Origin of the sequence: Amycolatopsis sp. FDAARGOS 1241 (assembly GCF_016889705.1) — a bacterium.
Classification (GTDB): domain Bacteria; phylum Actinomycetota; class Actinomycetes; order Mycobacteriales; family Pseudonocardiaceae; genus Amycolatopsis.
Genome location: NZ_CP069526.1, coordinates 5,387,276 through 5,408,099 on the forward strand (window position 1 = coordinate 5,387,276; position 20,824 = coordinate 5,408,099).

The window sequence follows — 20,824 nt, forward strand, 5'->3', positions numbered from 1 at the left end:
TCAGGTATCGCCTCGGCCGGCGCGTGAAGCATCATCCAACCCGGGCGTGGAACGAGATCTCGATGAGCTGCTGAGGAAATGCAAGCCGCGTGACCCCGATCAGATTGCTCGCGACCTGCGGATCTTCCCTTCCGTAGGCGGCCTTGCGCACGCTACCCGCCACCGCGAACGCCGCATCGACGTCGAGCACGTACAGCACCTCTTCGACCACGTCGTCGAGTGAAGCTCCGAACCGTCGCAGCAGTTCGGCGGCGTTGACATAAGCCCGCCGCATCTGCGCCTCCATGTTGGAGAAGTCCGTGACCTTGTTGTTCTCATCTACGGGTGCCGGCGCGACGAGTTCACTGCCGTCGTGAGCAAGCTGACCGGCAAGGTAGATGGTGTCGCCCCGGCGGATGGCCTGCACGTACCCGTAACTACCCTCCCACGGAACTCCGAAATTCTCCACACGTGAAAAATCATCGCTCGACACACTTTCTCCATTCCCGTTGAGACAGGTGACAGCTTGCCGGCACAGAAATCCATCGTGCCGGGGTCACAAACCACAGAACTTGAAGGATCTTAGATGATGTAACGTATCGATCGCCACGAGCTGGGCCCATAGCGCAGTTCTGGTGCCCTTTTGACCGTCCACATTGCGCGCTTGCCACCGAACGACCAGTGCTCCACGAGCTTCTGGAGGGAGGTCTTAGCCAAGGCATCGACCACCCCAGCGATCACCACAGATTCAGCGGTCAGCCGGTTCGCGTTGCGGAGAGACACCCGCTGGTCGGCACGTACACGATCGCGGTGAACACCCGCACGAGCGTCCAGCGGGGCCGTGCCGGCCACCGCCCTGCCGACGCGACTCAAACGCCGGGATCACAGGCTCAACCAGGACCCACAGCTCATCCGGCACCAACCGCAACGACAACCGATCAACCACAGACAAGACCATCGCGCACGAGCGACCGATCGCCACGTAAGACACGCTCTTAGGACCAGACGTAGTCGGCGACGTCGGTGACACACAGGACCAGCTTGGCGAGCAGGGGTCGGATCGGTGCAGCAATGTTGCACCCAATGAGGCGAACGACACAATTGCCACCATATGGAGCAATAGTCGGTACTCCCTCCAGGGGAGAATTTTACGCATGCTGGTCCAATAGATTTACCTTTTGCCTTTCTGGGCATTGACACAAGTGTTTGAATGTTCATAGAATTTTTGCCATGAAGCACGCCGACGTCGAGGTGCGACCACGTCGGCGGATTTCGCACCGCCGCCAGATTTTGGTTGCGAACGGCGATATTTGATGGTTTTATCGTATCATCTGATGTGTTTGTCAAAAGCGATGAAGTATCGGCTTTTCATTCATATTTCGTATCCTTTTTGGGTCTCGACTTCCAGCTTTTATCGCCACTTGAGGGTTGCGGAGAACCGAGACACGCGCCTTCGTAAACTTCCATGCCGGTCCCCTGCAAAGGACGTACTATGACAACGAAGTCCGAATCTTCCGAATCCACCAGTCGCAGAGCGCTGTTGAAAACGGTGGCTACTTCCGCCGTCGTACCCGTGGCGGCGGGGCTGTTTGGCACCACGCTGTCGGGCTCGGCCAGTGCCGCCGAGTCCGACGCGCTGCCGGAGTTCGCACCGGTTCCCGCCGCCTCGGCCGGGCCTGCGCTGAACGCGGACGGCTACTACGTCGGCCGGATCGAAGGAAATCTCCACTGGGTGACCGATTCGTTTTACCAGGCTATGTTCTTGACCACCTCTGAAGGAGTCGTGCTCGTCGACGCTCCACCCACGATCGGGCACAACCTCTTGCGGGCTATCGACGACGTCACCAAAGCCAACGGTATGCCCAACAAGGTCACGCACCTGATCTACTCCCACTCCCACGCCGATCACATCGGCGCCGCGGCGATTCTGGGCTCAGACGTCGTGCGCATCGGGCACACGGAGACCCGCCGGCTGCTTCGCGCCGACGCGGACCCCAACCGGCCGGCCCCGACGGAAACGTTCGACGACAGCTACGTGCTCAAGGTCGGAGGCGAACGGCTGGAGCTCACGTACCACGGCCCGAATCACTCACCCGACAATATCTTCATCCACGCACCCGCCCACCGGACCCTGATGGTCGTGGACGTGATCTTCCCCGGCTGGGTGCCGTTCAAGAGCCTCGCCGTGTCCCAGGACATCCCCGCCTGGGTGAAAGCACACGACATCGCCCTGGAGTACCCGTGGCAGACTCTGGTCGGCGGGCACCTCGGACGCCTCGGTACCCGTGCCGACGGCTACCTCCAGAAGCAGTACCTCGCCGACCTCGATGCAGCGGTCCGCGACGCCTCGGCGAGCGTCGACCCCACGCCCTACTTCCAGAAATACGGGCCGAGCGGCAACGCGTGGGCGATCTTCAAGACCTACCTCGACGCCGTCTCCCGCCAGGCCGCCGAGCCAGTGATCGCCAAGTACACCGGCACGCTGGCCGCCGCCGACGTCTTCACCCTGGACAACGCCTTCACGTTGCTGGAGTCCCACCGGATCGACAGCGATCTCCTCGGCCCCTTCGGTGTTCACCCGTGACGGCGATCGCGCTGGAGTCCGCCAAGTCGACGTCGTGGTGCTCGGTGCAGTAGCGACGGGCCGCAGTGCCGGCACCGGGAGATCGGGGCAGGCTGCAACCGACTGGCTCCGGCCCCGGCAACAGCTGGACCGACGCAGACGAGTCCCGGCAGCTAGTCGCGAGCTGCTGGGAGGCGCGGCGCCGAGTGTGTTGCTTCGGGAATCGCCGTGGAGCACCCGACTGGCAACTGAGCGTTGACGCCCGGGCCTACAGGCCCAATGCAATCAGGGTTTCGCCGACCTCTCGAGGAGCGGGCACTCAAACCGGCGAGTTCGCACAGATGCGATTCGCCGTACTCAACGTCGGCGCTCAAGGCGCGCGGCCGCGTCGAGCATGGGTGGTCGAGCGGTTTGCCAACCTTCGGCAAGGTCCTGGGAAAATTCGCCTACCCCACCATGTGGTACAAACCTCCCAGATTTTGGGAAATGAGCTTCGCGTAAGACGGTTTAAGCAGATGAATCGGACATGTTCACCGCACCACGACCTTGGCCGCCTCTCTCGCGCAGGACAGCGAGCGGCGTGGCCGAGATGTGGTCCTTCTTCCACTCACGGTTCGTTGGTTGGAGATAAGTTTCATGAACGCGATGCCGGTTGGTGGTTTGACGGCGCTTGATGGCGTCGAAGAGCCAGCCGATTTAATTGTTCGCAACGGAAAGGTGTTCACCGGCGATGCCGGTCGGCCGCAGGCGCGCGCCGTGGCGATACGCGACGGCAAGGTGGTGGCCGTGGGCGACGACGCCGATGTGGCCGCCCTCGTCGGCCGCAGGACGAAAGTGGTTGACGCTGTGGGACGCCGGGTGATCCCAGGGTTGAACGACTCGCACGTGCACGTGATCCGAGGCGGGCTCAGCTACGTTCTCGAACTGCGCTGGGACGGGGTCCCCTCGTTGCACCAGGCGTTGGGAATGTTGCGCGAGCAGGCGGCCCGTACGCCGAAGGGCCAGTGGGTCAGGGTGGTCGGTGGCTGGACCGGTGAGCAGTTCGCCGAGCGGCGGCTGCCGACCGTGGCGGAGTTGAACGCCGCGGCCCCGGATACGCCGGTGTTCGTCCTCCACCTGTATCAGTCGGCGATCTTGAACCGGGCGGCGCTGCAGGCGGCCGGATTTACCAGAGACACGCCCGATCCCAAGGGCGGTCAGATCGTCCGCGGGCGGGATGGTGAGCCGACCGGGATGCTGCTTGCGGCGCCGAGTGCCCTCATCCTGTACTCGACGTTGGCCAAGGCACCGACGTTGCAGGGAGAGGACAAGAAGACCTCGACCAAGCACTTCCTGCGCGAGCTCAACAGGTTCGGCCTGACCTCCGCGGTCGACGCGGCCGGGGGCTTCCAGAACTTCCCGGACAACTACGACACAGTGATCGAGCTGGCCAAGCAGAAGGCTCTCACCGTCCGGATCGCCTACCACCTTTTCCCGCAGACTCCGGGGCAGGAGATCGACGACCTCCGGCGCTGGATCGGCATGGTCCGGCCCGGTGAGGGAGACGAGTGGTTGCGGCTCAACGGCGCCGGCGAGAACCTCACCTGGTCCGCCGCGGATTTCGAGAACTTCAGCGAGCCACGGCCGGAACTCGTCGCCCGCTACGAGGACGAGTTCGAGAAGGCCGTACGGCTGCTGCTCGAGAACGGCTGGGGCTTCCGCCTGCACGCCACCTACGACGAGACCATCCGGCGTGATCTGGCGGTGTTCGAGAAGCTGGCGGCCGAAGGTCTGTTCCCCGCCGGGAACCGGTGGTTGTTCGACCACGCCGAAACGGTGTCGGCCGACAGCCTCGACCGCATCGCGACGCTGGGCGGCGCAGTTTCGATTCAAAACCGGATGTCGTTCCAGGGCAAGGCCTTCGTCGATCGCTACGGCCTCGCCGCGGCCGCGGAGGCACCACCGATCCGCGCGATGCTCGAGCGGGGGCTCGTGGTCGGAGCGGGCACTGACGCTACGCGCGTGTCCTCCTACAACCCGTGGGTAGCGCTGCACTGGTTGGTCAGCGGGCGCATCGTCGGGGACCTGACGATCTACCCGCCGGAGAATCGGGTGAGTCGGGAGACGGCGCTGACCATGTACACCCGCAACGGTGCGAAGCTGACCGGCGAGGACGACGTCAAGGGCGTGCTTGCGCCCGGCTTCTACGGCGACCTCGCGGTGCTGTCCGATGACTATTTCGCGGTGCCGGTGGCGGACATCCCGCACATCGAGTCCGTGCTGACCGTCGTCGGCGGGCGCATCGTCTACGCGGCGGACGAATACGAGGGGCTGGACGAAGCCCTCGAGCCGATCAGTCCGGCATGGAGTCCCGTGGCGCATTTCGGCGGCTACCAGGCGACGGTCAAGCCCAGCATCTCGGGAGCACGGCAGGCGGAACTTCTCGGGCAGGCGGTCGCCGAGTCCAAGCAGCACCGGCAGTGGCGTGCCCAACGCGGACGCGCATCCGAAATCCCCGCCGATGTCTTCGACACCGACCTCGTGTGCTGAAACACGCAAGACTTCCCCGGGCCTCCGGGTGTTCTCGGACGACCCCAGGAAAGCCGAGGGAGAGCGGCAACTCTCTTCCGTCCCCACTATTAAGGAAAAAGACAATGGTCAACATTGCTGAGGTCAAGCCGGAGCCGAGCCCGGACCTGCTGACCCCGGACAACTCGGTGGTGCTGTTCGTCGACCACCAGCCGCAGATGTTCTTCGGAGTCGGCAGTGGTGACCGCGGCACGATCATCAACGCCACGGTCGGTCTGGCAAAGGCCGCCAAGATCTTCAACGTCCCCGTAGTCCTCACCACCGTGGCCGCCGATGTCTTCTCCGGCCCGATTCTGCCCGAACTGGCAGAGGTGTTCCCCGACCACAAGGTGATCGACCGCACGACGATGAACCCCTGGGAAGACTCCCAGGTCGTCGAGGCGATCAAGGCCACCGGCCGCACGAAGATCATTCTCGCCGGGCTGTGGACCGAGGTGTGCGTGGTCCTTCCCGCGCTGTCGGCCTTGGGCCAAGGCTACGAGGTGTACGTCGTCACCGACGCGTCCGGTGGCGTCAGCCCGCAGGCACACGAGCACGCCATCCAGCGGATGATCAAGGCTGGCGCGGTCCCCGTGACCTGGCTGCAGATCCTGTTGGAACTGCAGCGCGACTGGGCTCGCACCGAGACCTACGAAGCCGTCACCGGCCTCATCAAGGCCCGCGGCGGCGCCTACGGTCAGGGTCTCGTCTACGCCAACCGGTTCATCGGCGCCAACGCCGCCGGCTGAACCAGCCGAACCATCCGAGGCCCGGGGCTGCCGCGCCCCGCACCCCGGTTCCACCCTCACCTTCTCGACAAGGAAAAGTCATGGACATCGGACTCCTGGTGATCCGGCTCCTGATCGGCCTACTCATTGCGGGCCACGGTGTGCAGAAGGTGACCCCGTGGTTGGGTGGTCATGGCCTCTCCGGCGGTGCGGAGGAATTCCGCCGAGACGGTTTCCGAGGCGGCGTCATCACGGCTCTCACCGCAGGTGGTACACAGATCGGGTCCGGGCTACTGCTAGCCGCGGGGGCGTTGACTCCCGTGGCGACGATGGGAGCGATGGGGGCGATGACCGTCGCGGTGACCGTGAAGTGGCACAAGGGCCTCTGGGTGCAAAACGACGGCTACGAGTACCCCGGCGTGCTCGTCATCGTGGCCGCTGCACTCGCGCTGACGGGCCCCGGCACACTGTCGCTTGACGCCGCCCTGAACATCATGCTGCCGTCGTGGATCGCCCCCGCCGCCATTGCCGCCGGCATCGGCAGCGGACTGCTGGCCCGGCTAATCCTCCACTCACAAAACGGAGATTCCCATGAAGACACTGCCAGCAAGACTGCCAGCGAGCTGGCACGGTAGCGCGGCCTTCCCGGCCCTGCTACTCGGGCTGACCGCGGTCACCGGGGTCGTGGACGCGGTCAGCTATCTCCACCTCCAGCACACCTTCGTCGCCAACATGACCGGTAACGTCGTGTTCCTCGCCTTCGGCATCGCAGGAGCCACCGACATCTCGGCACCGGCCGCGCTCGCCGCACTAGCCGCGTTCCTCCTCGGAGCACTCGCCGGCGGACGACTCGCCCGGCAACGCGGCGGCCACCGCGGCCGCCACCTCACCGTCGCCACCACCATCGCCCTGACGGGCCTGCTCCTGGCCCTCGCCATCTCACTGCTGTTGGACGATGAAACCCCTACCGCTCACTACCTGCTGATCGTCACGCTCGCTACCACCATGGGCCTGCAGAACGCCACCGCCCGAGCACTGGCCGTCCCCGACTTCACCACAACGGTCCTCACCCTCACGTTGACCGGACTGTCAGCCGACAGCCCCTGGGGCGCAAGAAAATCCAGCAAGCCACTGCGGAGGCTCTCTTCCGCGGTCACCATGCTCGCCGGAGCTCTGGCCGGGGCGGTACTGGTCCTCAACGTCAACGCAACCGCCGCCCTCGGACTCGCGGCCGCGCTGCAAGCAGCGATCGCCGTCACCGCGCACGCCCTGTCACGAAACACCGAACCGACCGCATGGACTGCATGACCCACCGCTAGCTGACGACCTCACCCCACGCCCGGACCGATGACCGGCCCCATGCTCGCGGCCGGAACTCCGCGGGCAGTGCGCGGCTTGAGAACGTGCACATGCGTGGAGTCGACCAAAGCGGCGGACAGGTCCAGCAGACCGGCAGCACGGCCCGCAGGCCCCGCCGCGAGGTGATGCCGAGCTTGGCGAAGATCTCTGCCACTCGTAGCGCACAGCGCTCTCCACCGTCATCACGGACTCCTAGGAGTGTGCAGGCAGGCGCCTTCCTACTCGTGAGTCAAGCAGCCAATATCTTCCGCCGTCTCCCCAGGTCAGGGGTTTGTCGGTGCCTCGCCGCGTTTCAGGGCGGCAATGGTCGCCCGGATTCTCTCTTCTTCCTCGTCAGCACTTGCGCTCATGCCAGTGACCTCGAGGTGGCCGGCCAAAGCGGCTTCAAGCCGACCCAGCCATTCGGCGTTCGATTCGCCGGGTTTCCGCTGCACCTGGTCAACCATGCCCTCACGGCCTCCCGTAGCACGTGCCGAAAGCAAGGCTTAGCGTCTTGCCGCTGGTAGGGGCCGCCGGCAAGACGGAGGGGAGAAGTCCTGCCAGCGGTCCTTGTGAGCGATCCGTGGGCGGCTAGGACCGCCTGCTCCATTGTCCAATCCCGGGCGGTGCTTGTTACAAGATCTTTTGTCGTGCTACCCGGAGAGATCCTGGACTCGGCCCGGGTCGAGCAGAAACCTCTGCGGCGTTGACCGCTGCCACGGCTGGCCCGCCCTCGACGTGGGCTCGCGCACTGCGCGCCCTACCAGCTCAAACATCTCGCCGAGGCGACCGGGATGTCGATCTCGGGCACCCGCAGCTCCTACACCGTCGACGAGGTTGCCGCCGTCGCCCGCCGGATCGGCCGGCAGCCCCGGTTCTGCACCGACGAGACCGGCGAGTGAGCATCGTGACCAGCGACAACACCGCCGACACCACCGCGGCCGCCATCGCCGCCGGATGTGCCTGCAACCCGGCCTGGCCCGCGCTCGCGGTCACCCGCGACGACGGCAGCACCGAACCCGTGCACGCCGCCGACACTCCGGGCCCACTGGCCCTGCTCTACTACGCCCACTACACCCGCTGCGGCGTCCAGTACCCGGGGCCGTTCCGCCTTCCACCCCGCACCCCCGCCCGCGCGTACGTCCGCGGCCGCACCGGCCCAGCCCCAACCTGGGTCCGACACCACACCAGCGCGGACCGCACGGCGGCCGGGGACAGCGGCACGGCCAGATGACCAGGCGTCGGGGCGGTCTCACCGGCCAGCTGCTTGACCGGTGAGACCGCCCGCCGGCGCCGCCCACGGCGTGGGCCAGGCGAGCGACACGCGGTGGTTAAGACCTACCCGGGGCGCGGCAGGACAAACCCAGCCCGAGCGAGCCGACCAGCGATCTACAGGCCGTTCAGGCGATCGCGGTCGCGGGCTTCGGCGGCGAGTACCTCGTCGTAGGCCCGGGGGTTCCACCAGCGGGCGATGGCGGTGTCGAACAGGGTGTGCAGGTCGGCGGGATCGAGCGCGTCGACCTCGACCTGGATCAGCTGTCCATGGGCGTGTCACTCAGGTCGTGCAACTCGGCCTCCGCCCTTCCAGGCCCTCAGCAGCAGGCCGAGGGACGAGCTGGTCAGGTTCTTTCCCCAGTTCCTCGGTCTTTAGCCAGTTGTGGAATTAGGTAGCCGACCCGGCTCAGCGTGCCGAAGAAGGCACGCGGATCGGGCTCGGCGTAGATGTGGTCGAAGGAGATCTTGCCGGTCGAGTCGAGGGACACCCCGGTCTCCTCACTAGACAGTACGGCGTGACTGCCTCGGATGAGACGGTTGCTGCGGGCGGGGGCTCGTTCACGCACGTTCGTGGGCTACTGGGCAGGGGGCTGACTTTTCGGCCTGAGCCTACGGGACGGGTTCCCAAGGTCCTGGTCTGGGACAACGAGTCCGCCGTCGGGCCGTGGCGGGGCGGGAAACCTCAGCTGACCGAGGCGATGAACGCCTTCCGCGGAACGCTCGGTATCAAAGTGATCCAGTGCCGGCCCGGCGATCCGGAGGCCAAGGGCCTGGTCGAGCGGGTAAACGGCTATCTGGAGACCTCGTTCCTGCCCGGACGGGCTTTCGCCAGCCCGGCTGACTTCAACACCCAGCTCACGGACTGGCTGCAGCTGGCCAACCAGCGCCGGCATCGGCGGTTGGGTTGCCGCCCGGTCGATCGCTGGGCGGCCGATCGGACCGCGATGATCGAGCTGCCGCCGGTCGCGCCGGTGACCGGCTGGCGATCGACCATCCGCCTGCCGCGAGATCACTACCTGCGCCTCGACTCCAACGACTACTCGGTCCACCCGAGTGTCGTCGGACGCCTCGTCCATCTCGCCGCCGATCTCGACGAGGTCGTGGTCACCTGCGAGGACGTCGAGGTCGCCCGGCATGCCCGTCGCTGGGCCGATCACCAGAGCATCACCGACCCCGTCCACGCGGCCGCAGCCGCCCAACTGCGCCAGGCCCGCCGGCTGGTCGCGGTTCCGAAGGTCGACACCAGCGTCGAGCACCGGGCCCTGACCGACTACGACCGCCTGTTCGGTCTCGAGAGCAGCGAAGAGGGGATCGCCTGATGGCCACCACGAAAGTCACCGCCAAGACCAGCGGCCGCAATATCGACGGCGAGATCGCCTACCTCACTCGCGCGTTGAAGGCCCCGTCCTTGGGCCAGGCCGTCGAGCGGCTGGCCGAACGGGCCCGGGCGGAGAACTGGACGCACGAAGAGTTCCTCGCTGCCTGCCTGCAACGCGAGGTCGCCGCGCGGGAGTCCCACGGCGGTGAGGGCCGCATCCGGGCCGCTCGGTTCCCTTCGCGAAAGTCGTTGGAGGAGTTGACTTCGACCACCAGCGCTCGCTCAAACGCGACACCATCACCCACCTCGGCACCCTGGACTTCATCACCGCCAAGGAGAACGTGGTGTTTCTCGGCCCGCCGGGGACCGGGAAGACGCATCTGTCGATCGGACTGGGGATGCGGGCGTGTCAGGCCGGGCACCGGGTCGCGTTCGCCACCGCCGCCGAGTGGGTCGCCCGCCTCGCCGACGCTCACCACGCCGGGAAGCTGCAGGCCGAGCTGGTCAAACTCGGGCGGATCCCGCTGCTCATCGTCGACGAGGTCGGCTACATCCCGTTCGAGGCCGAGGCGGCGAACCTGTTCTTCCAGCTGGTCTCGTCGCGTTATGAGCGCGCCAGCTTGATCGTCACGTCGAACAAGCCGTTCGGACGCTGGGGTGAGGTCTTCGGCGACGACGTCGTCGCCGCAGCCATGATCGACCGCCTCGTCCACCACGCTGAAGTGATCTCGAAGAAGGGAGACAGCTACCGCCTCAAGGACCGAGACCTCGGCCGGGTTCCACCGGCCACCAAAGCCAACGACTAACAACGAACCACAGGGGGTCCGTTTTCATCCGTCCCCACGGGGTCCAGATTCAGCCGCCGTTGACAGCACCGCCGTCCCTTCCTGACCTGTGCGGATTCAGTCTCGGTGAGATCGTTCGTCGTTGGCGATCTCACCGAACGTGGCACCGGCGGAAGCCGCCGACGCGGCGCCACCCTCGTTACTTACCGGAGGCTGATTTTGGCGAGGATCTTGCGTACAGCGGTGTGGGAGATGTCGGCCAGCGCGCCGACGTTGCGGGTGGTAGCGCATGCGCTCGCCTGGATCTGCGTGTCCCGGGGTACGGTGACTCGTCGGGCACGGGCCCGTACGGCCGCCAGCCGCTAAGTCAGCTCGGCCTCCTGTTCGACGAGTTCGGCCGACTCGCTGCGCAACTGTGCGGTCAGCTGGATGAGCTTCGTGCGCTCTTCGTCGCGCAGTTGTTCGCGAAGCTCTCGGAGATATTCCTCCAGCGCGGTGATCGCACCATCGTGGAACTCGTCGAAGTTCGTGCGCAGCTCAGTGGCGATCGTGTCCAGGTCGCCATCGGTGCTGTACGCGGTCACTGCGGTGTAGGTGTCGGGGTCTTCCAACGGAACCCACTCGCACGCCACCACCGTCTCGTTCCCCAGGTCGGCGCACGCCCGGTCGACCTCGCGCCGGGCACGGTCCCATCTCCGCCGACATCTCAGCATCACGGTCACGCCGGGTCTGCGCGATCTCTGCCTGCAGCCGGCCCAGCCAGTGAACCTGGGGCCGCATGGGACATCCTCAGGCCCGGTCAGCGCTCGTAATCGAACGTGTGTTTGCCATGCCCAGAACCAACGCCTTGTGCCGGCAGGTCTCGGCCGAGCGGATCGCCGCGTTCTTCAAGAGTGGGCGCCGAACCTGGGCAAGCCGACCGTTGAGCTGGCGATCCTGATCGTCCCGCCCGAGTGGCCGCAGGGGTGTAGCGTTGATGGCGTCGAGAGCATCTCGTACGCGAGTGGCCAAGCCCGCGTCGTCCTCGACGAAAGCCCAGGTCGGCCGTATTTGCGGCCAGGGACGGGAGCATCGGCATGACGTCGAGCCCGCACACACTGATCGCCACCCCATCGACCTCGACGGTCATCGAGCCGCCTCGGCACACCCTGCGCTTGCGCTTGAAGCCGAAGGCGCCCACCACGGGGTATGTCGACGGCGCGTGGTGGCCCCGATCCCGGGATCTGGCCGCCGAATTGCCGGCGCTGCTTGCCGTGCTGGCAATTCGGCCGGGCCGGATCGAGCGGGTGACCTACAACTTGACCATGTGGGAGCCAGCAGCGCGCCGTCTTACGTTCGAGGGCCGCACGGTCCGGTTGGAGGGGTTCCGTTCGCAACACCCCGACACGGTGACAGTGATCGGGCAGGGTCGGCAACGCCTGACCCTGCTCGTGGTCCCGCCTGAAACCACGCCGGCGTCTGCGCATGACGCCCTGATGACAGCATCGCAGCGAGACAACGTCGACAGTACCGAGGCGCTGTTCGCTCTGAGCCGCCTGACACGACTTGCCGCGGAACACAGTGGCGCGGAGTTGATGGAGGCAGCGACACAGCGCTGGGAAGTCGACGGTGGCCGCGCCCGATGAACATGGCGAGCAGCCTTCGGCGGCCTTACATCGGGTCGGGCAGCACAATCGGAAACGACCTTGATATGACTACAAGCGATGCGACCACGCCGCCGTCGCGTCCTGCGTTGGTCACCGCGCGGTTGATGCTGCGGGGCTGGCAGGTCGACGACGCACCCGCGGCACTGGCCGTCTACGGGCACGAGGCGGTGACACGCTGGCTCAGCCCGTCCATGGACCGAGTGCCCGATCTGGCGGCAATGCGCCTGTTGCTGCAGCAATGGATTGCCGAAACCGCCCGCGCGACTTTACCCGCCGGGCGCTGGGCGATTCAGCGGCGCAGCGACGGTCACGTCATCGGTGGGGCGATTCTGCTGCCCCTCCCGCCGGGCAATGAGGATCTCGAGATCGGCTGGCAGCTCCACCCCGACACCTGGGGCCACGGATACGCCAGCGAGGCCACCTACGCGCTAGCTGAGTGGGCCTTCCGGCACGACGTCGACGAAATCTTCGCCGTCGTCCGCCCGGGGAACACCCGAGCCGCCGCCACCGTCCGCCGCAACGGCATGCACTGGGTCGGCGAAACCAGCAAGTATTTCGGGCTCACGCTGCAAGTCTTCCGGCTCCGCTCGGCCGACCTCGACCAGGCCGCCCCCAACGCCCAGCTCCCACCCACCTTCGGTGCGATCTGACCTGAAAGGCACCTGTGGACAATCCTCCTCCGGAGCACCGGCGAAGGCGTTGTAGCGCTCCCAGCTGGTCCCCGACCAGCGCAAGTCGACTCCGTCTGCGGCCATGACCGGCATCGCCGCCGCCGACGGTCTATTGGTGGCCTGCGCCCCGACACCGCCGGGCAGCGCTGGCGCGCGTGGTGAGCTCACGGCACACAACCTGGACACGACCTTGCCTCGGTAACACGGATCCCACCAGGGGCCACCTGGTGGTTGTGTGTGCCGAGCGTTCGAGCCACGACAGCCTGACGTGGCTGCTCGCCACGTGGCGCCGCGACATCAACACCGAGCCCCTGCCGGCCTCGCTCAGCATCGCGGCGATACGCCGCTGCTGGCTGGCTGGCCCGCCGCACCACCCCGGCGCGCCAACGCCAAGCACCGGGCGAACTCACTGCCAGAAGCCACAACCAGCGACGATCGCCCGCCATCGCACCTCAACAACCGCTCGGCGCAGGAACATGGCGAGGCCGTCACATGTAATCGGAGCGCGGCCCCGGCGGCAGAGGAGGGCTCAGCTGCTGGAGCGGTCGCGGGTGAGCTGCCAGGCCATGGTGATCACCGTGCCCTGCCCGGTAGGCGTGGCCTCGGCGTGGTCGGACAACAGACGGATCAACGGCAACCCGCGGCCGCGGCGCGGGTCCGGCGCGGGGGGGAGGCCGCCAGCGGCCGTGGTCGGTGACGGTGACACGCACGAAGCGGTTGTCGTGGTAGGCGTGCAGGTCGAGCGTGCCGGTGGTGCCCTCGGGGTAGGCGTGTTCGGCGGCGTTGACCAGGGCTTCGTAGACGGCGAGCTGGAGGTCGCCGATCAGCTCGTCCGACACGCCACGGCCGCGGGCCCAATCGATGAGGACGTAGCGCAGCGCGGAAGCGTCGTGCAGGCGAGCCGGGCGGCGCAGGTGCAGCGCATTCGGAGGGTCATCGGAGTCGCTCGCCGAGCACATGCGCGGGTGCTCCTGGTTCTCCGCCGCTCAGCGGTCGTACACGGTTGGGGCAATGCCGGGTTTACCACGTTGTGGCACGGATATGCCCGCCGTGGAGAACGAGCCACTGCGTGAGGCGGTGCAATGCCGCGGACGAATATCGGCACGCGGCGCGGGCGGCCGCGTGCCGGGTCAGTCGATGGTGTTGCGGTGCTGAGACTGGTTGAGGCGCTGGGCTTCGTGGAGCTGGTCTTCGAGGGTGATGATGCGGCAGGCGGCGTCGATGGCGGTGCCCTGGTCGACCAGTTCCCGGACGCGGGTGGCCAGGCGCAGCTGGTAGCGGGAATAGCGACGATGCCCGCCGGCGGAGCGTTGCGGGGTGATCAGGCCGGCCTCGTCGAGGCTGCGCAGGAAGCCTTGGGTGACGCCGAGCATGTCGGCGGCCCGGCCCATCGTGTAGCCGGGGTAGTGCTCGTCGTCGAACTTGCCGGCCCCGCTGCGCGTGGCCGGTCGGTCTTGCTCAGGGGTCATTCCACCTCCACATCACAAAGGACCCCGGGCGCCATGTACGGCACCCGGGGTCCTCAAGGGTTTGGGTTTTCACCATTGCCAACCGACGTGACCGCCGGCGTCTTGCACCCGCGGCCGGCGGAAAGCCGGACCCCGCGGGGATCGCTCACGTGTAACCGAGCACCACCTCCGAACTCGATGGAACTGCGGCACCCGCGCGGCACTACCCGGCCGCTGCGGGCGATCCAATGATGTTCCCGTTCCCTTCTTTCCGGTGTTTTCCACTTACTCGGTACTGCTACTTCACCTGCTGCGAACGCCATCGCGGGGACCCTTCCACTGATCGGTCCCAGCACGCTGACGCCGCTGGTCACTGCCCGAAGCCCCGTTCACTGATCGGCTCCGGCCACCTGACCGGTCCTGCAACTGCACTTACACACAACAACTGCTGATACTGCTGATCTTCACGGGCGCACACGCTCCGCCCATGTCCTGCACTACCACTCCGAGACCGGTACTACCTGGTCACACCTCTTCACAACCCGGTCCCGGGTACTGCTCCCGGTCCCCAGCCGGAACCTGTTTCTTGAGTGGCTCCGTCCTGCCTGACCGTCCTGTCTCACCTCACGGGCAGTTACGTTATCTCCCGCGCCCGCTTGACATTGTCTCTCTCGTACATGGAGAACATTACATGCCCTCACCGTTGAATGTCTACTCCCGTCGCCATAGATTTTCTGGGGCGGGTCGGACGGATGGCGGGGCGAGAGGGCACACAGACCATGAGTGACGAGGGCACGCAGCACCCGCTCGGTGATCGGTACGGTTTGGGTGGAGCGCGGGATCTGGGCGAGTACACCCAGGCCCTCACCCGGCTGATGGAGCGGGGACGGCGGGAGCAATGGGTGACGGTGCTGTCGGAGGCCGAGGCCTACACGGCAGCGGAGCTGCTCGGGCAGTTCGCGCAGCTGGAGCCGCTGGGTGAGTTGAACCAGCTGGCCGCCTCCCTGGCCAGCCGCATCTACCGCCGCCTCGGCGCCTGACTACCGACGATGGCTGCTGGCGCGGGGAACGCACGGCCGGGGAGGCGGGCGGTGAGTCGGCCAGCGCGCATGCCAGGGTGAGCGCCGGTGCTGGAGCATCGGAGCGCGTGCCCAGCTCGCGGCACGTCTTCGCCGCGGCCGGTCGTACGTGGCCCAGCTGGAACGCGGCCGAAACCTACCCTCGGCGGCAGACCTGGAGATTATGCTCGGCTTCTTCGGCATGGAGCGCCGAGTGCCCGGGATTCGGCGACTGGTCGACGCCGCGCAGGAGGGCGAGGACTGGTTCGCGCCGTTCGAGGGCGCCGCACCGCCGTGGTTCAATCTGCTGCTGGCGATGGAACGGGTCGCCGACACGTGCACCGGCTACGTCGCGTCCGTCGTCGCCGGCCTGGCGCAGACACGCCGTTACAGCGAGGCCCTGATCCGCTACCTCGAGCCGCACCTCACCGACGAGGAAGTCCGGTGGCGGGTCGACCTGAGGGCCAGCAGGCAGCAAAACTTCAATCGAGTCGATGTACCGACCGTGCACTGGATTGTCGAAGAGGTGATGCTGCGGCACCGCCGGTTGGGCGCCGACATCGTGCGAGAGCAGATCGCCCACCTCGGGCACCTCGTGCGCCGACCGAGCATCACCGGGCAGGTGATGCCGACCGACCGCGGCCCGCACGAGATGCTGCGCGCGTGGGCCCGCGAGATCGACGCCGTGCCCTACGCCGAGGGCCTCGCAGTTGGAGGCGTTGAAGGCCCGCTGGATCGCCGGCCCCGCCCCGCCGGCGTTGCCCACCATCGTCGGCTGTTCGGCCTCGGCACGGCCGCGGCCAGCCGTTCCTAGAACAAGGGCTGCCGCAGCGCGCGGCGGCCCCTCATCCAGGCGATGTTTCAGCACAGCCGGTGCTGGCAGCCGGCGATCTCGTATCGGTTGGTGAGCCCGGCGAGCGCGGCCGCAACGGCTTCGACCGTGGGGAACCGTGCCGCCTCCGTGGGATCGGTGCTACAGAGCGCCGCGCCTGGATGCTCGGTCGAGGGTCTCTCCAGTACAGCAGTTGCTCACCGGCATGGGGCTTCGGCGACCGCTTCCACTGCGTGACGACCGGGCGGGTGTCGTCGGCGCTGGTCGTCACCGTCACCTCCTCGGCCCTCATGCCTCGTCGTGATACCGCCGGCCGATCTTCGTGTGCGCCGCGGCCAGGTGCCGCTGCATCGCGTTTTGCGGACGCGGCCGCGATAGACGCCTCGGAGGCCGCGTCTAGCGCCGACGTGGCGCCGTCTTGGTGGTCGCGGGTGCGGTCACTGCACAGCGATGGGTCGCCGGCCAAACCCTCAGCCCAGTTGCCGAGCTGACCGAGCAGCTGGTTCAGCCCGGACGGCAGTGCGGACAGGTAGCCGATCGCCGGGTACGCCTCGGGGCCGAGGGCAGCACCTCCGACTTGGCCCACAGGGTCGCGTAGCGGACCAACTGGGCGCAGGCCACCAACGCCGAGGCCAAGCGCTCCGTACTGGCCATCGAGCGGCCACAGCGTAGCGACCTTCTCGTCCGGCGCGGTCATCTTCTTCTCCCCCTGGACTCCTTGCTCGGTTCATCTGGGTTGTCAGCTCAGAAACTCCAGGTCTCGACTCCGGCCGCCTCGCGGACAGCGTCTAGCCAGGCATTGAAGTTGCGCGGACGGATCGTCAGGTCGCCGAGGACGCGGGCGGCAGCTTCCTTCGGTGTGTTGTAGTCCATGGAGGCGAGGTACTCGCTGTCGCGGAGGACGAGGGCGACGGCGAGCTGCTCGCCGGTCGGCCACGCCGGGTTGGGGTGGCCGCCGTGGTCGGCGAGCGCGCTGCGGGTGCGGGCGGCGATGTCCTTGCCGAAGTCGTCGAGCACCACCTCGCCGCTGCCCTCGCCAAGGGCCGTCGTCACGGCGCGCAGCAACATCGCCCGGTGCGCCCGCCCCATGCCGGTCCAGTCGAACTCGTCGCGGGCGAGCGCGCACGCGAACTTCAGCACCGCCAGCTCGCTCGTCGACGCCCGGACACGGCCTTCGATGAAGTCCTTCACCTGCGCCCATTTGATAGTTGCGTAGCCGACGCCGTCCGGCTCATCGGAGGATGCCGACATGACATCAATGCACTGCCAGACGAAGTCGCCGCGGCGCAGCCAGCCCTCGTGCTCCTGCAACAGGGTGACCGCAGCGCGGATGCTCGCGTTGTCGGCGCCGGCCTTCCAGTGGTCCAGCTTCGCGTTCAGGTCCTCGAACGGGACCGTGCTCTGCTCGCTCATGTCTGCACCGTTTCTCCGTAGACCTGCACGGACTCGACCGCGTCAAGCTGGGTGAACATCTCACCGTCGGCGGCGACGACGGGTACAGCTGGGTCTTGTCGGGCAGCTCGACCGGCTGCACCAGCAGCGTTGGAGGGGCATCACTCATCCTATTCTCCTCTTCATCCGGGTTTCTTTGGGCTGGCCAGAGGTCGTGTGCGGCCGCTTCGGCGAGATCTGCGATGAGAGCGCTGGTCAAAGCGGCGTCACGCTTGACCTCGTTGCGGTGCTCCCTAGCCCTGGGTGGTGCTCGGGTCGGAGTGGCCTGCCCACTTCTGGACCTCCTGACGCTGTTTTCCACTCACCCGCTGGTCGGTGATGGCGCTAGCACGCAACACGTGCGGCGCGACTTCGTTCGGGTTCGGCACCTTGGCCGCTCGGGCGAGCCGACGGGTGATGTCGATGGCCTGGTGACGGTTCTGCCCGGTTCCGGGGTCGGCCAGCAGTGGCGCCGACGTCGCGCTGAGCACCGTGCCGGACTGATGCAAGCCCTGCGCAAGTACGGGGCGATGAAGACCGACAACGACCAGCTGAGGAGGACGACCGCGAGCAGGAGACGGCCATCTGGCAGCTGAGGAGCGAGAACCGCACCTTGTCGGAGACGGCAGAGAACGCGCTGACCGCGCAGGGGCTGTCCCAGGCGAAGATCCACCAGGTCCTCTACGGCATCGGCCCGGCCGAGAAGGGCCGTCATACCTGCCCCGGCACCGCAACGGCTGGACGGTACCGGCTCCCGCCACACCGGCACCGGCTCCACCAACACCGGCCTGACCGGGCCTTTCTGAGCTGGCACCCCTGGTGCCAGCCCAGAGTCACGTCGCGCGCCGTACCGGGATCGAGCTGCCCGGGTGCCAGTTTCGCCGCGCGTCCTAGTCCGGGTTTACTCTCGCGTTCAGTCCCGGGGAAACTTTAAAAGTCTCAGTACAGTCCTCGTTTTCGGTCACGCCACCGAATCGGCGACCAAATTTGGGGCTGACAAGCAGAAATAGCGAGACTGAACGGCCCGATCGAACTGTCGTTGCCGTTTACTTTGGAAACTAATCCGCTCACCTCGGAACCGTGTCCGAGATTTTCCCGCTGGCCGGAAATCGCAAGCGTTCTCGTAGGTCGGACGACACGCCGGCATTCCGAACTGGACATTCCCCTCACCGGGAGATGAACTCATGGCGTCCTCGTATGCTTGGGTCGGGCGCCTGCGCACCCCACGCGCCCGGTCATGCCCAGCGTGGTTCCAGTTGGCCTGCCCGACCTCCCAGAGCCAGCGCCGCGCGCCGGCGCGCCGCCGCGGCTGCACACACGCCTCTCGCACCAGGCGAGAGCGCGGTGCACGCAGACGCGGCCCCCGCGTCGCCGAGCGACCGCTCGAGGTGCTCACCGCCGACGGGCTCACCCCGCTGCCCAAGACCAGCGACTCGAAAGGCCTGCAGATCTACTCGGCGTCCGAAGCCGCCAGCCCGAGCGCCCGGCCGCCTACGCCAAGGCGATCACCGAGCTGCTCGCCGCCGAGATGCCCGAGCTCGTGGTGACGAAGAAGGCGACGAACCTGCGCACGAAGCGGGTGTTGATCGAGTGGAGCCGGAACCACCCGGCGAAGACCACGATCGCGTTGTACTCCCTGCGCGGGCGCGACATCCGACTTCCACCCCGGTCATGTGGGATGAGGTCCGGGCAGCCGCATCCCCCGCAGCTGACCTTCATGGCCGACGACGTGCTGCACCACGTCGCCGAGCACGGCGACCTGCTCGCGGATCTCGACCGCACCCGCTCGCGCTGCGCTGCTGCCCCGGGGGTGTGGCGCGGGCAGACGTCGTCGCCGATCAGCTCGAGTGGCGTCCGCCCCGTCTGGGTGCACCTTCGTCGGGATCACGCGCCCCACCCGACCCATCCGCCGGAGTACCGCGAAGGGTGCGCGCATGATGGTCGACCGACAGACTACGGCACGTGTGGTCCCATCCAGGCGGTCGCGAGAGCCTGTCACGGCTGGGATATCGCCCTCACGTCGACGAGGCATGGGGAGCGCACCTGCCCTCCTCGACGACCTGCCGCCGTGGGCCATGTGCGGACCGTTGATGCCTCGTGGGCGTCATCCCGCTGATTCGCCGAGAGTTCGAGGGCAGTCGGCATTCAGCGGCGACCCGACTGAGGAGGAGGGGCTTGCCGTATGCTGCCTTCGCCGTGACGGCCCCTGGACCGTGACAACCAGGCGTGTACTGTGCCCGGTCGATCGCGCGCGCGGCGTCCAGATTTCGGAATATTCGATCATTTATCACGAGCTTACGGGTCTCGTCATGGAACGCGACAGAGACGAGGGCACGGAGCACTCCTCGTCGCTGGAATCTGGTCGATCCACGCATTTACCGAGCGCACTTGGCCGGCGAATTCGTGGTCGGCGATCGCTGTGGCGAGACACACCTGACCAGGGTCGACGCCGGGCGTGGGCGGCACGAACAACCGGGCGGAACGCTCGATCGCGGTGATTCAGCCCGTGGTGCAGCGGAACCAGATGCGGCCTATCACGGATGACGACGATGCCAGATCTGATCCCCACCGAACTGCCGGCGCCGTACGACGCCGGCAGTTCGGTGAGCGGTCTCCTCGACGTCGTTGCCGGATTTGACGGGGGTGTCCCATGGTGGGCGCCGATGGCTTCTGTCGCGCGAGCGTACTCAGCCGCGGCTGCTCGGGTGACCGTTACGGCCCAACGGGTTGCGACTCGACAATCCGGCGTTGCGGTCCTCTCCTTACCGGTCGAAGATCAACCACTTGAGGTTCGCCGAAAACAGCCACGGCTTGACCACCGATGAGCTTGAAATATTTCCGACCGTGTCAACTTTACTCTACATCAGCGGATTTAGCATCGGTTTCTCGAACTATTTTGGCTGTTTCTCTTACTGATCTCGTGGTGGCGCGAGGTAAGGGCTGTCGGGTGCGTTTTTCGCGGCACCCGGGCGGGCGAACACCAGGTGGTCGATCGGTTCGTCGCACGGGCAGTGGCTGAACAGGGCTGGACGGCCGCTTGCCTTGCGGGTGGGTGTGGAAGCGATCATGTTGTCATTCCTCACGGTATAGCTGGCGGGGTCGAGGGTGGCGCGAAGTCGCGCTCCGATCTCATGCAGGTACAAGAGGCACCTCGGCGTAGGAAGCGGTCGCGCTGGTTTCGTCGTAGATGAGGCCGTGGCGAGTG

At 66.7% G+C, this 20,824-nt stretch carries 19 protein-coding genes and 3 pseudogenes; 13 read left to right on the plus strand and 9 right to left on the minus strand.

Going from position 1 to position 20,824, the window contains the following annotated elements; genetic code table 11:
* Nucleotides 1–31: 31 nt before the first annotated feature.
* Together I6J71_RS26470 and I6J71_RS26475 are read right to left on the minus strand one after the other, a co-directional pair.
* On the minus strand, nucleotides 32–406 hold the full coding sequence (locus tag I6J71_RS26470) for a Rid family hydrolase (RefSeq protein ID WP_204089327.1): 375 nt from the start codon (nucleotides 404–406) through the stop codon (nucleotides 32–34).
* A gap of 352 nt (nucleotides 407–758) precedes the next feature.
* Nucleotides 759–925 (minus strand): annotated as a pseudogene (locus tag I6J71_RS26475) (IS5/IS1182 family transposase); the annotation flags it as partial.
* A 603-nt stretch (nucleotides 926–1,528) separates the two neighbouring features.
* Between I6J71_RS26475 and I6J71_RS26480 the strand changes: the two are divergent.
* The 5 genes from I6J71_RS26480 (at nucleotide 1,529) to I6J71_RS26500 (ending at nucleotide 7,125) form a co-directional block, all read left to right on the plus strand.
* Complete coding sequence (locus I6J71_RS26480; protein ID WP_239153920.1) at nucleotides 1,529–2,563, plus strand: MBL fold metallo-hydrolase; 1,035 nt, start codon at nucleotides 1,529–1,531, stop codon at nucleotides 2,561–2,563.
* A gap of 600 nt (nucleotides 2,564–3,163) precedes the next feature.
* Complete coding sequence (locus tag I6J71_RS26485; protein ID WP_204089329.1) at nucleotides 3,164–5,071, plus strand: amidohydrolase; 1,908 nt, start codon at nucleotides 3,164–3,166, stop codon at nucleotides 5,069–5,071.
* Between the two features lie 104 nt (nucleotides 5,072–5,175).
* Nucleotides 5,176–5,838, plus strand: a complete 663-nt coding sequence (locus I6J71_RS26490) for a hydrolase (protein WP_204089330.1) — start codon at nucleotides 5,176–5,178, stop codon at nucleotides 5,836–5,838.
* A gap of 80 nt (nucleotides 5,839–5,918) precedes the next feature.
* Nucleotides 5,919–6,452 (plus strand): DoxX family protein, encoded by a 534-nt coding sequence (locus I6J71_RS26495; RefSeq protein WP_204089331.1) that lies wholly within the window; start codon nucleotides 5,919–5,921, stop codon nucleotides 6,450–6,452.
* Nucleotides 6,409–7,125 (plus strand): YoaK family protein, encoded by a 717-nt coding sequence (locus I6J71_RS26500; RefSeq protein WP_204089332.1) that lies wholly within the window; start codon nucleotides 6,409–6,411, stop codon nucleotides 7,123–7,125. Before I6J71_RS26495 ends, I6J71_RS26500 begins: the two co-directional genes overlap by 44 nt.
* 314 nt (nucleotides 7,126–7,439) lie before the next feature.
* Here I6J71_RS26500 and I6J71_RS26505 read toward each other — a convergent pair whose 3' ends face one another.
* Nucleotides 7,440–7,622 carry a hypothetical protein gene (locus tag I6J71_RS26505; RefSeq protein ID WP_204089333.1) on the minus strand — a complete coding sequence of 61 codons (183 nt, stop codon included), beginning with the start codon at nucleotides 7,620–7,622 and terminating at the stop codon, nucleotides 7,440–7,442.
* Nucleotides 7,623–8,053: 431 nt separating this feature from the next.
* On the opposite strand from I6J71_RS26505, the gene I6J71_RS26510 reads away from it, so the two are divergent.
* Nucleotides 8,054–8,389, plus strand: a complete 336-nt coding sequence (locus I6J71_RS26510; protein ID WP_204089334.1) for a hypothetical protein — start codon at nucleotides 8,054–8,056, stop codon at nucleotides 8,387–8,389.
* Nucleotides 8,390–8,801: 412 nt separating this feature from the next.
* On the opposite strand, the pseudogene I6J71_RS26515 reads toward I6J71_RS26510, so the two are convergent.
* Nucleotides 8,802–8,918, minus strand: a pseudogene (locus tag I6J71_RS26515) (class I SAM-dependent methyltransferase); the annotation flags it as partial.
* Between the two features lie 210 nt (nucleotides 8,919–9,128).
* On the opposite strand from I6J71_RS26515, the gene I6J71_RS26520 reads away from it, so the two are divergent.
* Both I6J71_RS26520 and istB read left to right on the plus strand, forming a co-directional pair.
* Nucleotides 9,129–9,749: an integrase core domain-containing protein gene (locus tag I6J71_RS26520; protein WP_239153921.1), complete on the plus strand. Its 621-nt coding sequence runs from the start codon at nucleotides 9,129–9,131 to the stop codon at nucleotides 9,747–9,749.
* A pseudogene (gene istB, locus I6J71_RS26525) lies at nucleotides 9,749–10,554 on the plus strand (IS21-like element helper ATPase IstB). The gene I6J71_RS26520 and the pseudogene istB overlap by 1 nt, the downstream one beginning before the upstream one ends.
* A 341-nt stretch (nucleotides 10,555–10,895) precedes the next feature.
* Here the strand turns inward: istB and I6J71_RS26530 are convergent.
* Complete coding sequence (locus I6J71_RS26530; RefSeq protein WP_204089335.1) at nucleotides 10,896–11,255, minus strand: hypothetical protein; 360 nt, start codon at nucleotides 11,253–11,255, stop codon at nucleotides 10,896–10,898.
* A gap of 354 nt (nucleotides 11,256–11,609) precedes the next feature.
* Here I6J71_RS26530 and I6J71_RS26535 point away from each other — a divergent pair, with 354 nt between their 5' ends.
* Together I6J71_RS26535 and I6J71_RS26540 are read left to right on the plus strand one after the other, a co-directional pair.
* Complete coding sequence (locus tag I6J71_RS26535; RefSeq protein ID WP_204089336.1) at nucleotides 11,610–12,158, plus strand: DUF5994 family protein; 549 nt, start codon at nucleotides 11,610–11,612, stop codon at nucleotides 12,156–12,158.
* A gap of 65 nt (nucleotides 12,159–12,223) precedes the next feature.
* Nucleotides 12,224–12,829, plus strand: a complete 606-nt coding sequence (locus I6J71_RS26540; RefSeq protein ID WP_204097258.1) for a GNAT family N-acetyltransferase — start codon at nucleotides 12,224–12,226, stop codon at nucleotides 12,827–12,829.
* Between the two features lie 509 nt (nucleotides 12,830–13,338).
* On the opposite strand, the gene I6J71_RS26545 is transcribed toward I6J71_RS26540, so the two are convergent.
* Nucleotides 13,339–13,809 (minus strand): ATP-binding protein, encoded by a 471-nt coding sequence (locus tag I6J71_RS26545; protein WP_239153922.1) that lies wholly within the window; start codon nucleotides 13,807–13,809, stop codon nucleotides 13,339–13,341.
* Nucleotides 13,810–13,980: 171 nt separating this feature from the next.
* Nucleotides 13,981–14,319, minus strand: a complete 339-nt coding sequence (locus tag I6J71_RS26550) for a helix-turn-helix domain-containing protein (RefSeq protein WP_204089220.1) — start codon at nucleotides 14,317–14,319, stop codon at nucleotides 13,981–13,983.
* Between the two features lie 758 nt (nucleotides 14,320–15,077).
* Here I6J71_RS26550 and I6J71_RS26555 point away from each other — a divergent pair.
* Both I6J71_RS26555 and I6J71_RS26560 read left to right on the plus strand, forming a co-directional pair.
* Nucleotides 15,078–15,338, plus strand: coding sequence for a hypothetical protein (locus I6J71_RS26555; RefSeq protein ID WP_204089221.1), 261 nt, complete (start codon nucleotides 15,078–15,080; stop codon nucleotides 15,336–15,338).
* Nucleotides 15,339–15,486: 148 nt separating this feature from the next.
* Nucleotides 15,487–16,170 (plus strand): Scr1 family TA system antitoxin-like transcriptional regulator, encoded by a 684-nt coding sequence (locus tag I6J71_RS26560; protein ID WP_204089337.1) that lies wholly within the window; start codon nucleotides 15,487–15,489, stop codon nucleotides 16,168–16,170.
* Nucleotides 16,171–16,932: 762 nt separating this feature from the next.
* Here I6J71_RS26560 and I6J71_RS26565 read toward each other — a convergent pair.
* Both I6J71_RS26565 and I6J71_RS26570 read right to left on the minus strand, forming a co-directional pair.
* On the minus strand, nucleotides 16,933–17,601 hold the full coding sequence (locus I6J71_RS26565) for a hypothetical protein (RefSeq protein WP_204089338.1): 669 nt from the start codon (nucleotides 17,599–17,601) through the stop codon (nucleotides 16,933–16,935).
* A gap of 272 nt (nucleotides 17,602–17,873) precedes the next feature.
* On the minus strand, nucleotides 17,874–18,110 hold the full coding sequence (locus I6J71_RS26570; protein WP_204089339.1) for a site-specific integrase: 237 nt from the start codon (nucleotides 18,108–18,110) through the stop codon (nucleotides 17,874–17,876).
* Between the two features lie 1,037 nt (nucleotides 18,111–19,147).
* Here I6J71_RS26570 and I6J71_RS51120 point away from each other — a divergent pair.
* Entirely contained in the window at nucleotides 19,148–19,735 is a 588-nt protein-coding gene (locus I6J71_RS51120; protein ID WP_370541977.1) for a hypothetical protein, read from the plus strand.
* Nucleotides 19,736–20,824 lie beyond the last annotated feature (1,089 nt).

Bases quoted from the DNA above. Each gene is read 5' to 3' on its own strand.
- I6J71_RS26490 (WP_204089330.1), top strand. From the start codon at position 5,176: ATGGTCAACATTGCTGAGGTCAAGCCGGAGCCGAGCCCGGACCTGCTG.
- I6J71_RS26495 (WP_204089331.1), top strand. From the start codon at position 5,919: ATGGACATCGGACTCCTGGTGATCCGGCTCCTGATCGGCCTACTCATT.
- I6J71_RS26500 (WP_204089332.1), top strand. From the start codon at position 6,409: ATGAAGACACTGCCAGCAAGACTGCCAGCGAGCTGGCACGGTAGCGCG.
- I6J71_RS26505 (WP_204089333.1), bottom strand. From the start codon at position 7,622: ATGGTTGACCAGGTGCAGCGGAAACCCGGCGAATCGAACGCCGAATGG.
- I6J71_RS26520 (WP_239153921.1), top strand. From the start codon at position 9,129: ATGAACGCCTTCCGCGGAACGCTCGGTATCAAAGTGATCCAGTGCCGG.
- I6J71_RS26535 (WP_204089336.1), top strand. From the start codon at position 11,610: ATGACGTCGAGCCCGCACACACTGATCGCCACCCCATCGACCTCGACG.
- I6J71_RS26540 (WP_204097258.1), top strand. From the start codon at position 12,224: ATGACTACAAGCGATGCGACCACGCCGCCGTCGCGTCCTGCGTTGGTC.
- I6J71_RS26545 (WP_239153922.1), bottom strand. From the start codon at position 13,809: ATGTGCTCGGCGAGCGACTCCGATGACCCTCCGAATGCGCTGCACCTG.
- I6J71_RS26550 (WP_204089220.1), bottom strand. From the start codon at position 14,319: ATGACCCCTGAGCAAGACCGACCGGCCACGCGCAGCGGGGCCGGCAAG.
- I6J71_RS26555 (WP_204089221.1), top strand. From the start codon at position 15,078: ATGAGTGACGAGGGCACGCAGCACCCGCTCGGTGATCGGTACGGTTTG.
- I6J71_RS26565 (WP_204089338.1), bottom strand. From the start codon at position 17,601: ATGAGCGAGCAGAGCACGGTCCCGTTCGAGGACCTGAACGCGAAGCTG.
- I6J71_RS51120 (WP_370541977.1), top strand. From the start codon at position 19,148: ATGCCCGAGCTCGTGGTGACGAAGAAGGCGACGAACCTGCGCACGAAG.